Raw genomic sequence first — 12,968 nt, 5'->3', positions numbered from 1 at the left:
AACCGAAAGTTCATGTTCTTCGAAAAACATCTGGATCTGCTCAATGCCGCTGTGGAGGCAAATCGAACACGGACGGCGTGGACGGGCTTCACGCCGATCACTCCACCCGCTGCGGATCAAGCCGAAGATCTCGTGGGCGCCTATGACGGTGCCACCCTGCAATTGTCGACGCCGACCGCCGCCGCGACGATCATCGCCGAGGAAATCTCCCCGTACACCGGGAAGGCATTGAATGTCGCCTACGGTGCGCCTTCGGCCGAAGAAGCCTTGCAGGCAGCAGAATTCGCGGTCGTATCCCTGCGCGAGTCCTCGATACAGCAACGTGTCGGCGTGTGCCTCGAAGCGCTGACCCGTATCCATGAGCGAGGCGGGGAATTCGCCGCGGCCACCTCGCACACCACCGGGCAAAGTCTCACCATGGCCTGCAGCGGTAGCGGCACCAACGCACTCGATCGAGGGTTGGAAGGCGTCGCGATGGCATGGGCGGCTCTGAGCCGCATTCCGGGTGCCGTTACCTGGCAACAGACCTTCGGCAAGACACCGGTGACCCTGCGGAAGCGATTCCGGCCCCGATCGCTGGGTACCGCGCTGGTCATCGCGTGTGCCTCGTTTCCCGCATGGAACGCCTACCCGGCCATCCTGGTGAACCTGGTGACCGGGAACCCGGTCCTGGTCAAACCGCACCCCCGATCGGTGCTGGGCACCGCACTGGCGGTCGGTGTGATCCGGGATGTGCTGCGCGAGGCCGGCCTGCCCGCTGACTGCGTGCAGTTGGTCGTCGACACCGTCGAGGTCCCGATCGCCGCACGGCTGGCGACGGATCCGGCCACCCGGATCATCGATTTCACCGGCAGCCCCATCTTCGGGGACTGGCTCGTAAACAACGGTGGCAACGCCGTCGTTTACACCGAAACGGCGGGCGTCAACACGGTCGTCCTGGATTCCGTGCATGACCTGTCGGCCACGATCCGTACTTTGGCCGGCGGACTGTCACTGTTCAGCGGCCAGATGTGCACCACACCGCAGAACATCTACATTCCCGACGCGGGTGTGCATACCGACAACGGGCTGGTACCGCGTGCGGAGGTCATCGCAGCACTCACCACCGCGATCGATGATCTTGCCGGCGCGCCGCGCCGCGCCGGAGCCGTCTGTGGAGCACTGCAGTCGGACACGACACTGCAGTCTCTGCGGCAGCTGGCCGACAAGGCAGCGGCCGACGGCACTCTCGTGCGCCGGCCCACCCCGTACGAGCACCCGGATTATCCGCACGCTCGCGTGGCGACACCGATGCTGATTCGTCTCGACCCACGTCGCGCCGAACATCTGCCCGCCGGTGAGCAGTTCGGTCCGGTGGTGTTCCTCATCGACTGCGCCGATCGCGACGCCGCGGTGGCACACGCGACCGACAGCGTCCGGCGGTACGGCGCGATCAGCTCGTACCTGTACTGCACCGACGACACCGCCGTCGACTCCATCGCCGACGCGTATGCCGACGTGGGAGCCTCGCTGTCGGCCAACCTGGTCTCCTCGATGCCGATGCAGTACGCCGCCGCCTACAGCGATTACCACGTGACCGGATTGAATCCGGCCGGCAACGCCACTCTCACCGACGAATCCTTCATCGCCGGAAGATTCCGCGTCGTTCAGGACCGCCGACAGGTAGAGGGCTGAGACGATGAAACAGCTCGGTTCGGGAGTCTTCGTCTACGAGGCGATACGAACGCCGAAGGCGCGGGTGCGTCGCCACGGCGGCACGCTCGCCGATGTGCCCGCCTACGACCTGCTGGCACAGCTACTGCGGGAGCTCCAACGGCGTGGCCTCCCGGTCGCGGAAGTTGACGAGGTGATCGTCGGCACGAGTACCGCATTCGGTGACCAGGGCGGAAACGTCGCTCGATCAGCGGTGTTGTGGGCAGGGTGGCCCGATGAGATCAGCGCGGGCGTGGTGTCGCGTCTGTGCTGCTCCGGTCTGGACGCCATCGAGACCGGAGCGGCCAAGATCGCGGCGGGTAGCGCGGACCTCGTGGTGGTCGGCGGTGTCGAATCGATGTCCCGGGTGCCGATGATGTCCGACAACCCGGCGTTCGCTACCAGCAGCCTGCTCGGTGACCGGACGGGGTACGTCACCATCGGTGTCTCCGCGGACCTGACCGCGATGCAACACGGATTCACCCGGGCGGAGCTCGACGAAACCGCGGTCGGCTCGCATCGCCGCGCCCAGGCCGCGCCCCCGTCGGACTCGATCGTGCCGGTCTGTTCGGCGACCGAGACTTTGCTGAGCGTGGACGAGGGCCCTCGGTCCGATATCAGTGTCGAGGGGCTGGCCGAACTCCCCGCGTTGTTCGGCGAGGACCCTTCGTGGGAGCGCGTCGAACAGCGCCTACCCGGCACGACTCGCCCTGCCGTCGGGTTGCACACCGCAGCAACGGCACCCCAACTGGCGGACGGCGCCGCAGCGGCGGTGTTGGGAACACGTTCGGCGGCTTCGCTTTTCGGGCGAAAGCCCATTGCGGAAGTGGTCGGTGTCGCGCAAGCGGCAGTGCGATCGCCGCTGTTGACCGCGTCGGTCGTCGCCGCGCGCAAGGCTCTCGACAACGCGGGCATCCTGGCAAGCCGGCTCGACGTCATCGAAGCCAACGAGTCCTTCGCGGTCTCAGTGCTTTTGATGATTCGCGAGCTCGGACTCGACCCGGAGAAGGTGAACCCGGTCGGTGGATCGATGGCCACCGGGCACCCTCTGGGCGCGGGCGGCGGGGTGTTGCTGGTCAACGCCCTCGAACAACTGAGGCGTGTCGACGGCGAGTACGCCCTGATCGCTATCCCTGCCGCACTCGGCCTCGGCGCCGCGATCGTCATCCGGCGGCTGCGATGACGATCTGCTGCTCGAACCATCAAAGGAGATGGACGAATTGATTATCACGCCGGGTCGCGGTCCTGCTCACCACATACCCCCTTGCCACCCTCCGGAACGAGTTCACGACTACCTCGCCCAGGGTTGGTGGCGGCGCGACACCCTGTTGGACCTGTTCGACCGTAATGTCGCCACCCGCGGCGCCCACCGAGCTGTTACCGACCCCCCGAACCTCACCGACCTGTCCGGTCTGGCATCGGAATCGCTGACCTGGCTCGAGCTGGACAGCAAAGTCGACGACATCGCGGCCAAACTCCATACCGGGGGTGTACGAACCGGCGATGTCGTGGCTGTGCTGTTGCCCAACTCGGTCGTGCTCACCGCGACCTACTTCGCGCTGTGGCGCATCGGCGCGATCGCGGCCCCGATGCCCGCCTCCTACCGACGCCACGAGCTGAGCCGAATCGCCGCGTCCTGCGATGCCGTCGCCGTTGTCACCGCGACGGCGTTGCACGATCGCGTACCGCACGAAGAAGCGCTGTCGCTTGTCGACGAAATCGCTTCTCTGCGTTGGGTGTTCGCTTTCGGTGTAGTGACCGATTCGAAAGCCGTACCGCTGGACGGCAGACCCGCCGCACCCTCGGCGATCGAGGAGGTCCGCCGGCTGAACAGGCAACTTACGCGGACCGTGAATGATTGCATCACCATCTGCTGGACCAGCGGAACCGAGGCAGCGCCGAAGGGCGTTCCGCGATGTCATGGCGACTGGCTCGCCATCGGCCAAGCCACTCAGGACGGCCTGCGGACCACGTCGGAGTCGGTGATCCTGGCACCGTTCCCGATGGTCAACATGGCTGGATTCGCAACCTCGCTGTTGCCCTGGCTACTGAGCGGCAGCCACCTGGTGCAACACCAGCCCCTCGACCTGAAGGTCTACCTGGATCAGATCCAGCGCCACCGGGTAACTCATACGAGTATGCCGCCGGCGATCTTGAGCCTGCTGCTGCAGAATCCGTTGCTGCGCAGCGAGTTCGACCTGTCCTCACTGGAGCGGGTCGGGTCGGGCGGGGCGCCGCTTCCACCCAGCGTCGTGCGTGACTGGCAGCTCGAACTGGGCATCGAGGTGATGAACTTCTTCGGATCCAACGAGGGTGTGTGCCTGCTCGGTGTAGCCGCCGACACACCTGATCCGATGATGCGCGCGGAGTACCTGCCCAACTATGGCTCGACCGCCAGATCGTGGTCGACTCCGGTTGCTGAACGGACATCTGTACGTCTGGTCGATGTTGTCAGCGGGGCCGAGATCACGCAGGTGGGAGGGCGGGGAGAACTGCGAATCAAAGGCCCCACCATTTTCGCTGATTACCTACCTGGTACCGCCGCCAGCAGTCCCTTCGACGCCGAGGGCTACCTGCGAACCGGTGACGTTTTCGAGCTGTGCGGTGATTCGGGTGAATACTTGAAGTTCGTCGACCGCAGCAAGGAAATCATCATTCGCGGTGGGATGAACATCGCACCGGCGGAGATCGAGGGCCTGCTCATCGCCGATCCTTCGGTCGCCGATGTGGCGATCATCGGCTATGCCGACCCGATCCTCGGCGAGAAGTGCTGCGCTGTCGTGGTACCCGCACCCGGTTACGAAGTCACCCTCGCCGCCCTGGTGTCGAGCCTCCGTGCGAAAGACATCGCCTCGTTCAAGCTTCCCGAGAGATTGCTGATCGTTGATGACTTGCCCCGCAACCCGATGGGGAAACTACTGCGACGGGACCTTCGTCTGCTGGTCGCCGAGGACGGCCGGCGATGAACGAAGAACCGGCACCCGCCTCGAGGCAAACACCGACCGGTTCGGGTCCGGCGCTGGCCGAAGCGCTGACCTCGATGCTCGAGGGACGTCTACCTGGCAACCTCGGCATGACGGTGCTGCACGCCACGTCCGAGAAAGTGGTCGGGGAACTGCGCGTCCACGAAGGGCTGCTCGCGCCGAACGGGTACCTGCACGCCGCATCGGTTGTGGCGTTGGCCGACACCATGTGCGGGATCGGCACCCGTCTGGCGATGTCCGAGGACACTACCGGTTTCACGACTGCCGAACTCAAGACCAACTACCTCGGCACCGCTCGTTCAGGAGTCATTACCGCGACCGCCACACCTGTGCACATCGGTCGGCGGACCCAGGTGTGGGACGCCACGGTGTGCGCCGACAACGGCCGATCGATCGCCCTGTTCCGCTGCACACAGCTGATGTTTCAGCAGTGAACAGCCAGGTCCGCAACGTCGATCGTCGCGACAAAAGGAAGAGAAGAACATGACCACGTCACATTCCATCGCGGGCGCGGCTCCGATTGCCATTGCTCGACCGGTCGACGCGAGCCAGGAGAACCCCTACCTACTCGGCGTCTTCGCACCGGTGCGAGACGAGTTGACCCTCGACGACCTACCTGTGATCGGCGAGATCCCGAAGGATCTCAACGGCGTCTATCTTCGTAACGGGCCCAACCGCCAGTTCTCCGCACCCGGTCGTTTTCACCTGTTCGACGGCGATGGCATGATCCACGCTGCCCATTTCGAGAACGGCAAGGTCCGGTACCGCAACCGATATGTCCGTACCCAGGCTTTCGAGCAGGAGTCGGCAGCGGGCCGAGCCCTGTGGACCGGCCTGATGGAAAACCCGAAGGACAACCCCGGGGGCAACGGTCACGGACTGGGTATCAAAGACGCCGCCAATACCGACGTCATCTACCACCGCGGCCAGGTCCTCGCGACTTGGTACCTGTGTGGCACCCCTTACGGTGTTGATCCGTTGTCTCTGGAAACCCTTGGCGCACAAGACTTTCTCGGAACCTTCGCCGGGGACATGATGGCCCATCCGAAGGTCGACGAGGCGACGGGCGAACTTCTCTGGTTCGACTACGGGCCGGACCAGAATTTTCTGCGCTACGGCATCATCGGCGCCGACGGCACGCAGACACATCTGACTCGGATCGATCTGCCGGCGCCCCGCCTGCCACATGACATGGCGATCACCGCGAACTATTCGGTTCTCATGGACCTTCCGCTGGTCCAGGACCAAGAGGCTCGCCTGGCCGGGAAGTACCGGATCTACTACGACCGCGAACTCGTGTCACGGTTCGCGGTCATCCCCCGCCACGGGACGGGAGACCAGGTTCGATGGTTCGAGGCCAAGCCTTGCTACATCTATCACGTCGTCAATTCCTGGGAGGAAGGCGAAGAGATCGTGATGGATGTCTGCCGCGTCAAGAATCCCCAGCACCAGACAACTTTCGATCATCCTCTCGCCAGCATGCTGGCCTATATGCGGTTGGACGCGCAGCTCTACCGCTACCGGTTCAACCTGCGCACAGGAACCACCAGCGAGCAGCCTCTGGATGACGCGAATATCGAATTTCCCAGCGTCGACTCCCGCGTCATGGGGCAGCCACACCGCTATTCCTACAGCATGAGCCTGGGCAACGAACCCACCCTGCTCTTCGACGGTCTGGTGCGTTTCGACTCGACCACCGGAGCCAAGCAGGAGCACAAGTTCGGCCCTGGTAGGTGGGGAGCCGAAGCCCCCTTCGCTCCTCGGGACGGATCGACCGGCGAAACTGATGGCTACCTGGTGTGTTTCGTCAATGACGAGGCCGAATACCGCGGTGAGATCAATATTTTCGACGCCGCCGATCTCGAATCGGGCCCGTTGGCGCGAGTGCTGTTACCGCAGCGGGTCCCGTCCGGTTTCCATGCCTGCTGGGTACGTGGTGACCAGCTCGCGCAGGGCACTTCACCCCGACCGGATCATCCTGAATCAACCAGGTCGAGCGGTGGTTCGGATTCCTGACCGACCAGAAGATCCGCCGTGGCGCGCACACGAGTGCGGATCCACCGTTTACCTGGCACTCCCGATCAGCCTGGCGACGACGGGTCGGGTGCTGCGGCGTGGGTCAAACATCGGCCCAGCTGACTGAATGCATTCCGGCGCAGCCGGATTGGCAGCCTGTGCCGACGGCATCCACCGACTTGCTGTTATGGATGCCGCCCAACCAAGCACTCGGCGAGTCGGGTCGGGTCGGGTCTGACCCACACACACTGACCCTCGAGATTTGGCGTGTCGATGCGTCGAATCGGCTGTGCCTACTGTTTGGCGCAGGCGGTCAGGGACTGCCCGTTGAGGTAGAGCTGTTCGGCTAGGCCGATGTCGGTCTCGGTCATGGGTTGGTAGCGCCGTGGTGTGCCGTGTTTGGTGAGCTGTGCGAGGACTGCGTGTGACTGTCGTCCACCGCGGGAGTTCGAGCAGGCCCTCCGGGAAGCCCGGAGTCAGCAGCCCGCAGCAGCATGAGACATGAGTAGTCGGTAATCGGTCTCAACCAAAGCCGGGGCGGTCCAATCTGTCAGAATCCGGCGACCTTTAATTCCTTGCCGACCGCGGCTAATCCGTCGACTATTGACCGGCCGCCGAGTTGGGGCCAACCGGCGCCGGTGGTGCCACGGAGTTGGCCCCATATGTCGTGGATTCTGCCGTCGATATCGGGTGGGAGGGGGACTTGGGTCGGCCCCTCTGGGGGCGCGAAACCGGGGATTTGTAGTTGTCGGCCGATGGCGGCGAGGCCATCGACTATCGTTCGATTTCCCAGTTGGGGCCAGCCGTTTCCGCCGATTCCCATGAACTGGATCCATATTTCCGCGATTGGGTCCAGAACGTCTCCGCCGAGGCCGCATGCGGCTGCGAAATCATCCGGCGAAAGGCCGTCTGCCGAATTCATGTCGCAGTGGCCGAAAGGTGGTGCGCCCTCGGGTAATCCGCCGCCGAAGCCGCGGCCGTCGGTGTATTGGTGGGCGATTTGGCCGGGTAGGTTCGGGTTGCTGCCGTAACCTGCTCCGATGACTCGCAATCCCTCTGGGCGGTCGGGCCACATGCTGAAGAAGTCGCCGGAGTTGGCGTAGCCGATGACTCGCTTCACGCTGCCGAGCCAGTCGGCGAGGTTCCAGTATGAGCGGTTGATGCCGTCCGACTGATCTCCACCGGGGTTTCCACCCGATTCTACGTCGAGCATCGAAATCATCCTCGGGTGCGGGCCGCCGGCCTGCGTGACCATATCTTTGTGGGTATCAACGGATTCCAGCCAGTTCGGCCGCCAGTAGTAGTACACCGTGAAACAGGAGATCCGCCCGGTGTCTGCCGCATTTGCCGCCCAGCTGTAGTTGTCGAAGAAGCGCTCGTCTCGATGAGTCCCATCGTTCGACCGAAGGGAAAACAACCTGTATGGGTAGGAATCATCGACGGCGCGCTGATGCTCGGAAACGTCCGCGAAGAGCGCGTCTACCATTTCATTCTCCTTGTGGGAGACCACCGGCCGAATAGGCGAGTGGCACAAGCGAATTCACCCGATTCTTCAGTTATTCGGACACGGCTCCCCCTGCCCAGTCCCTGCCCTCCGGAACCCGAGTCTGATTACAGGAAGGGGTTTTGGTTGCATTCACGGCGATGGCGAGCTGAACACCGTCAATGCTAGGTCATGTGTGCCGGTAGTTTGCCCCGATCGGCGGTGATTGTCAGGAGGACACCTGCCTCGCCGGTGATGTCCAATCCGCAGGTCCAGTCTCTAAATTCAGGTAGGGCTCGCGACCGCGTCGCGCTGGGCGAGTAGGAAATTGCGTTCGGCTTGATTGTGGGTGCGGGTGATGGCGGCGTCGTAGGCTTGCGCGGCTTCCGCGCTCTTGCCGAGTCGGCGGAGCAGGTCTGCGCGGATGGCGTGGAAGAGGTAGTACTGCTGGAGGTTCAGGGCGTCTACCGCGTCGAGCGCGGATTGCGGGCCGTGTACTTCGGCCAGGGCTACGGCGCGGTTGAGCGAGATGATCGGGCTGGGGGACAGGGTCTCGAGTTGGTCGTACAGGTGCAGGATCTGCTGCCAGTCGGTTTCGGCGGGATTGGTGGCGTCGGCGTGGACCGCGTTGATCGCGGCTTGCAGTTGGTATGGGCCGGGCTGGTTGCGGTGCAGACATTTTCGGACCAGGGCTTGGCCCTCCTCGATCAGTGTCCGATTCCAGAGGGTGCGGTCCTGTTTCGGTAGTGGAATCAATGATCCGTCGGAGGTCGTGCGTGTGGTGCGGCGAGATTCGGTGAGCAGCATCAGTGCCAGCAGGCCCCATACCTCCGGCTCGTCGGGCAGGATCTCGGCGAGTACGCGGGCCAGGCGAATACCTTCGGTGCACAGGTCGGCGCGGACCAGGTTTTCCCCGGATGCCGCCGTGTGACCTTCGGTGAAGATCAGGTACAGCACGGCGAGTGCGGAATTCAATCGGGCGGGTAGCTCGGCGGCGGACGGCACGCGGTATGGGATCCGGGCATCGCGGATTTTGTTCTTGGCGCGCGTGATGCGTTGCGCCATAGTCGATTCCGGGACGAGGAAGGTGTGCGCCAGCTCTGTCGTGGACAGTCCGCCCAGCAATCGCAGCGTGAGTGCCACCTGGGTCGGGCGAGCCAGCGCGGGGTGGCAGCAGGTGAAGATCAGGCGCAGTCGGTCGTCGTAGACCGCGTCCGCTTCGACCGGTTCGTCGCGTTCGTGCAGGAGTGCGGCCTGTGCGTATTTGTCGCGCCCCGCGGCATCGCGTCGCAGCCGGTCCACGGCTCGATTTCGGGCGGTGGTGATGATCCAGCCGGGTGGGCTCGGCGGTAGTCCTTCGACGGGCCAGCGCCGGATCGCGGTGGTGAATGCGTCCTGTACCGCGTCTTCGGCGATATCCACATCACCGAAGGCGCGGATCAGGCTGGCGACGGCGCGACCGTAGTGTTCGGTGAATACGGTCTCGATGGTCGCGATATCGACTGTGGCGGAACCCATTTCAGCCGTCCTGTAGTGGTCGCACCTCGATCGGCAGCGTGACGACGCGGGCCAGTCGCCGGCCCCATTCCAATGCTTGGTCGAGATCGTCCGCCCGGATGACGGTGAATCCACCGATGTGTTCCTTGCCCTCGGCATACGGACCGTCGGTGACCAAGACATCGGAGCCGTCGGCTCGCAGCACGGTGGCGCTGCTCGGCGCGTGCAGCCCGGCCGCGAACACCCATGCTCCGGCGGCCCGCATTTCGTCGTTGAGCGTCTCCAGATCGTGCATGATCTCGGCCAGATTGTCCGGTGGATCGGTGTCGTCGGGCTGATAGATGCTGAGTAGATACTGTTTCATCGCGGCTCCTCCGTCATGCGCCGATACGTGGCGATGATGACACCGGTTGTCGTCGTGACGCTGTCGGCCGGCCGTAGCTCGCCGAGTTCGACGCCGTCGAACAGTCGTTGTCCCGTCCCCAGGGTCAGTGGATGGATTTGCAGCAGGTACTCATCGATCATGCCCGCGCGCATCAGCGAGCGCAGCAGCGCACCGCTGCCCAATACGACCAGGTCCAGATCCGGCCGCGCGCGCCGTAGTTCCCGCACGGTTGTCACGGCGTCACCGGAAAGCAGTGTCGACTGCTGCCATGGCAACGGTTCGGCGAGCGTGCGGGACGCCACGAATTTCTCGGTCTTGTCCAGTACCTCGGTGAACGGATTGTCTTGTTGCTGCGGCCAATACGAGAAAAAGTCTTGGTAGGTCCGGCGGCCCAACAGCAATGCCCGGTCGTGCGAGGCCATGTGCTCGCCGATGATCCGGCCCTGCGTCGGGTCGGCGTACGGGATCGCCCACCCGCCGTACTCGAATCCGCCCCGAGTGTCCTCATCGGCCCGCCCCGGCGCCTGCATGACTCCGTCCAGGGTGAGGCTGACTACCGCGACAATGCTGCCCATGTTCGCTCCTTCCGTGGATCCCGGCACAGCGCCGGGCTCACCCCCTATACGAATGGCCATCGTCGTTTTCGACATCGAAGGTCAGGGATTGCGAGCGCGCCGCTGCCAGGGTGCCAGCAGCGGCGTGCAGGCGCGGTGGACGTCGTCGACGGCTTGTTCGGGGGTGATCTCGGCGGCGGTGGCCCAGGTGAGGATGCCGTAGACCGCCTGTTCGACCAGTCGGGCCAGGCGGCGGTCCTCGGCGGTGTCGCGCTGCAGGCCGGCGATGTCGAGGATGCGCTGGTCCATGGCGAAGGGCGGGTTGTTTAAATCCTGGCATGCGCATCGGTTTGTCGACCCCGATTGTCACCGCGGTTCCCGGTCTCACCTCCGCGTGGGAAAGCACCGCCGGACCCGACGAGTTGAGTCGGGTGGCGGGCTGTGCGGACGAGCTGGGTTTCGACCACCTTACCTGCTCCGAGCATGTGGCCGTTCCCGCCGAAGTGGTGGGCACACGCGGTGGCACCTACTGGGATCCATTGGCCACCTTGGCTTTTCTGGCTGCCCGCACCCGCGACATCCGGTTGGTCACCGCGGTGCTGGTGCTGCCGTACCACCATCCGCTGGAGATCGCGAAGCGGTACGGCACCCTCGACCGGCTCAGCGGCGGGCGCGTGGTGCTCGGTGTCGGCGTCGGTTCGCTGCGCGAGGAGTTCGAGCTGCTGGACGCACGTTGGGCCGACCGCGGCGCGGTCACCGACGCGCGCATGCGCGAATTACGTTCCGCCTGGGGACAATCCGAGGTTTCGGGCATGGTGGTGTCGCCGACCGCGACCGGTACCGGCGTTCCGCTCTGGGTCGGCGGCCGGACCATGCGGTCGCTGCGTCGTGCCGTCGAATTGGGCGACGGCTGGATGCCGTTCGGCCTGACCATCGAACAACTCACGAACCTGCTCGAACGTGTCGACCTGCCCGAGGGCTTCGATGTCGTGCTGTCCACCGGTCACGCCCTCGACCCGCTGGGTGACCCACGCGCCACCGCGAAAGCGTTGCGCCGCTTGGCCGTTGCCGGTGCCACCATCGCGAGTTGCCGCGTCGCCGCCACCTCCGCCGCGCACTACTGCGACCAACTGGCCGCACTGCGCATCATCGAAAGGGACGAGTCATGACGGCGGATCCCATATCAAACCAGCGGTAGAGGTGCGGGGCCCGGGGTTGTAGCTCGTGTGTCAGCGACGCTGCCGGATGTAGTCGGGGGGCATACCCGGTCCGATGGTGGCTTGGATTTCGGTGGGGTTGTGTACTTGACCGCAGTGTTCGCACACCACGTGCTGGGTGATGCCGCCGCCGCACACCGAGTGGGTGTAGAGGATGGGTGGTTCGGTTGCGGTCACCCACTGGTCGCCCCATTCGGTGAGTGCGACCAGTGCGGGTGCGAGTGCCCGGCCCTTGTCGGTCAGTAGGTACTGGTATACGTCGGGTTGCTCGGATTGCTTGTGGCGCACCATGATTCCGGCTTCTACGAAGCCGTCCAGGCGGGATTTGAGGATATTGGTCGCGATGCCCAGGCTGCGCTGGAAGTCGGTGTAGCGGGTCGACCCCGCGAACAGCGCGTCGCGCACGATCAGCAGGCTCCAGCGTTCGCCGATCAGTTCCAGGGCGCGCGCGATCGAGCACACCTGTGCGTCGTAGGTCTTCCCAAGCATGCCGACAAGCCTAGCGCGATCGCTTGCATCATGAAAGCTCGTCTGTTTAAGATCGCTTGCATGATGCAAGTAGATACGGATCGCAATTTCACCACCTCCTTTTCGGTCGACCGGAGTCCCCGTGAGGCGTACGACGCGATCGTCGATGTCAGCGGTTGGTGGTCCGAAGACGCCGAAGGTGTCACCGACCAGGTCGGCGGTGAGTTCGTGCACCGGTACCAGGATGTGCACCGCTGCACGATCCGTGTCACCGAACTGGTGCCCGGCCGCAAAGTCGCGTGGCTGGTCCTGGACAACTACTTCAACTTCATCGAAGACCAGGCCGAATGGACGGGGACCGAGATCGTCTTCGATATCTTCGAGAAGAACGGCGGCGCCGAAGTCCGCTTCACCCACGTGGGTCTGGTTCGGGAGTACGAGTGCTACGAGGTGTGCTCCAACGCGTGGGGTGGCTACCTCGGCGGCAGCCTGCGGAATCTGATCAATACCGGTGTGGGACAGCCCAATCCGAAGCTCGACGGGGATGCCCCGGCCCATCAGAACACCGCCACCGCGCTGCGCGCCGATCGCGCGCCCCAGGCTTCCTGAGCAATATCGGCGGGCCGCCGCCGAGGCAAGGATTCGGTTGCGGCCCTGAGTGTTTCGAGCAAG

Annotated in this window: 12 protein-coding genes and 1 pseudogene; 7 read left to right on the top strand and 6 right to left on the bottom strand. The window is 64.3% G+C overall.

What is annotated here, in order from left to right:
• The first annotated feature begins 12 nt into the window (after positions 1 to 12).
• From GFY24_RS18510 to GFY24_RS18490, 5 genes are read left to right on the top strand one after another with little or no spacing between them, the layout of a single operon-like run.
• Entirely contained in the window at positions 13 to 1,674 is a 1,662-nt protein-coding gene (locus tag GFY24_RS18510) for an aldehyde dehydrogenase family protein (RefSeq protein WP_194852922.1), read from the top strand.
• Positions 1,675 to 1,678: 4 nt separating this feature from the next.
• Positions 1,679 to 2,875 (top strand): thiolase family protein, encoded by a 1,197-nt coding sequence (locus GFY24_RS18505; RefSeq protein WP_153806337.1) that lies wholly within the window; start codon positions 1,679 to 1,681, stop codon positions 2,873 to 2,875.
• A gap of 28 nt (positions 2,876 to 2,903) precedes the next feature.
• Positions 2,904 to 4,658 (top strand): class I adenylate-forming enzyme family protein, encoded by a 1,755-nt coding sequence (locus GFY24_RS18500; protein ID WP_153806336.1) that lies wholly within the window; start codon positions 2,904 to 2,906, stop codon positions 4,656 to 4,658.
• Entirely contained in the window at positions 4,655 to 5,110 is a 456-nt protein-coding gene (locus GFY24_RS18495; protein ID WP_153806335.1) for a PaaI family thioesterase, read from the top strand. Before GFY24_RS18500 ends, GFY24_RS18495 begins: the two co-directional genes overlap by 4 nt.
• A gap of 49 nt (positions 5,111 to 5,159) precedes the next feature.
• The gene (locus tag GFY24_RS18490) at positions 5,160 to 6,692 is read left to right on the top strand and encodes a carotenoid oxygenase family protein (protein WP_153806334.1); all 1,533 of its coding nucleotides are present in this window, start codon (positions 5,160 to 5,162) and stop codon (positions 6,690 to 6,692) included.
• Positions 6,693 to 7,446: 754 nt separating this feature from the next.
• Here the strand turns inward: GFY24_RS18490 and GFY24_RS18485 are convergent.
• From GFY24_RS18485 to GFY24_RS18465, 5 genes and pseudogenes are all read right to left on the bottom strand, one after another.
• Positions 7,447 to 8,178: pseudogene (locus GFY24_RS18485) on the bottom strand (hypothetical protein); the annotation flags it as partial.
• A gap of 282 nt (positions 8,179 to 8,460) precedes the next feature.
• Positions 8,461 to 9,693 carry an RNA polymerase sigma factor gene (locus tag GFY24_RS18480; RefSeq protein WP_153806333.1) on the bottom strand — a complete coding sequence of 411 codons (1,233 nt, stop codon included), beginning with the start codon at positions 9,691 to 9,693 and terminating at the stop codon, positions 8,461 to 8,463.
• A gap of 1 nt (position 9,694) precedes the next feature.
• Positions 9,695 to 10,036, bottom strand: a complete 342-nt coding sequence (locus GFY24_RS18475) for a YciI family protein (protein WP_153806332.1) — start codon at positions 10,034 to 10,036, stop codon at positions 9,695 to 9,697.
• Positions 10,033 to 10,632, bottom strand: a complete 600-nt coding sequence (locus tag GFY24_RS18470) for a dihydrofolate reductase family protein (RefSeq protein ID WP_153806331.1) — start codon at positions 10,630 to 10,632, stop codon at positions 10,033 to 10,035. The genes GFY24_RS18475 and GFY24_RS18470 overlap by 4 nt, the downstream gene beginning before the upstream one ends.
• Before the next feature lie 81 nt (positions 10,633 to 10,713).
• On the bottom strand, positions 10,714 to 10,920 hold the full coding sequence (locus GFY24_RS18465) for a hypothetical protein (RefSeq protein ID WP_153806330.1): 207 nt from the start codon (positions 10,918 to 10,920) through the stop codon (positions 10,714 to 10,716).
• Between the two features lie 29 nt (positions 10,921 to 10,949).
• Between GFY24_RS18465 and GFY24_RS18460 the strand changes: the two genes are divergently transcribed.
• Complete coding sequence (locus GFY24_RS18460) at positions 10,950 to 11,780, top strand: TIGR03619 family F420-dependent LLM class oxidoreductase (RefSeq protein ID WP_153806329.1); 831 nt, start codon at positions 10,950 to 10,952, stop codon at positions 11,778 to 11,780.
• A gap of 60 nt (positions 11,781 to 11,840) precedes the next feature.
• On the opposite strand, the gene GFY24_RS18455 is transcribed toward GFY24_RS18460, so the two are convergent.
• On the bottom strand, positions 11,841 to 12,317 hold the full coding sequence (locus GFY24_RS18455; protein WP_153806328.1) for a helix-turn-helix domain-containing protein: 477 nt from the start codon (positions 12,315 to 12,317) through the stop codon (positions 11,841 to 11,843).
• A 60-nt stretch (positions 12,318 to 12,377) separates the two neighbouring features.
• On the opposite strand from GFY24_RS18455, the gene GFY24_RS18450 reads away from it, so the two are divergent.
• On the top strand, positions 12,378 to 12,905 hold the full coding sequence (locus GFY24_RS18450; protein ID WP_153806327.1) for an SRPBCC domain-containing protein: 528 nt from the start codon (positions 12,378 to 12,380) through the stop codon (positions 12,903 to 12,905).
• Positions 12,906 to 12,968: the final 63 nt, after the last annotated feature.

This window comes from Nocardia sp. SYP-A9097 (genome assembly GCF_009649815.1).
In the GTDB taxonomy this organism is placed as follows: domain Bacteria; phylum Actinomycetota; class Actinomycetes; order Mycobacteriales; family Mycobacteriaceae; genus Nocardia.
The sequence above is the reverse complement of the archived record's forward strand: the minus strand, read 5'-3'. Positions and strand labels throughout refer to the sequence as shown.

Bases quoted from the DNA above. Each gene is read 5' to 3' on its own strand.
- GFY24_RS18510 (WP_194852922.1), top strand. From the start codon at position 13: ATGTTCTTCGAAAAACATCTGGATCTGCTCAATGCCGCTGTGGAGGCA.
- GFY24_RS18505 (WP_153806337.1), top strand. From the start codon at position 1,679: ATGAAACAGCTCGGTTCGGGAGTCTTCGTCTACGAGGCGATACGAACG.
- GFY24_RS18500 (WP_153806336.1), top strand. From the start codon at position 2,904: ATGGACGAATTGATTATCACGCCGGGTCGCGGTCCTGCTCACCACATA.
- GFY24_RS18495 (WP_153806335.1), top strand. From the start codon at position 4,655: ATGAACGAAGAACCGGCACCCGCCTCGAGGCAAACACCGACCGGTTCG.
- GFY24_RS18490 (WP_153806334.1), top strand. From the start codon at position 5,160: ATGACCACGTCACATTCCATCGCGGGCGCGGCTCCGATTGCCATTGCT.
- GFY24_RS18480 (WP_153806333.1), bottom strand. From the start codon at position 9,693: ATGGGTTCCGCCACAGTCGATATCGCGACCATCGAGACCGTATTCACC.
- GFY24_RS18475 (WP_153806332.1), bottom strand. From the start codon at position 10,036: ATGAAACAGTATCTACTCAGCATCTATCAGCCCGACGACACCGATCCA.
- GFY24_RS18470 (WP_153806331.1), bottom strand. From the start codon at position 10,632: ATGGGCAGCATTGTCGCGGTAGTCAGCCTCACCCTGGACGGAGTCATG.
- GFY24_RS18465 (WP_153806330.1), bottom strand. From the start codon at position 10,920: ATGGACCAGCGCATCCTCGACATCGCCGGCCTGCAGCGCGACACCGCC.
- GFY24_RS18460 (WP_153806329.1), top strand. From the start codon at position 10,950: ATGCGCATCGGTTTGTCGACCCCGATTGTCACCGCGGTTCCCGGTCTC.
- GFY24_RS18455 (WP_153806328.1), bottom strand. From the start codon at position 12,317: ATGCTTGGGAAGACCTACGACGCACAGGTGTGCTCGATCGCGCGCGCC.
- GFY24_RS18450 (WP_153806327.1), top strand. From the start codon at position 12,378: ATGATGCAAGTAGATACGGATCGCAATTTCACCACCTCCTTTTCGGTC.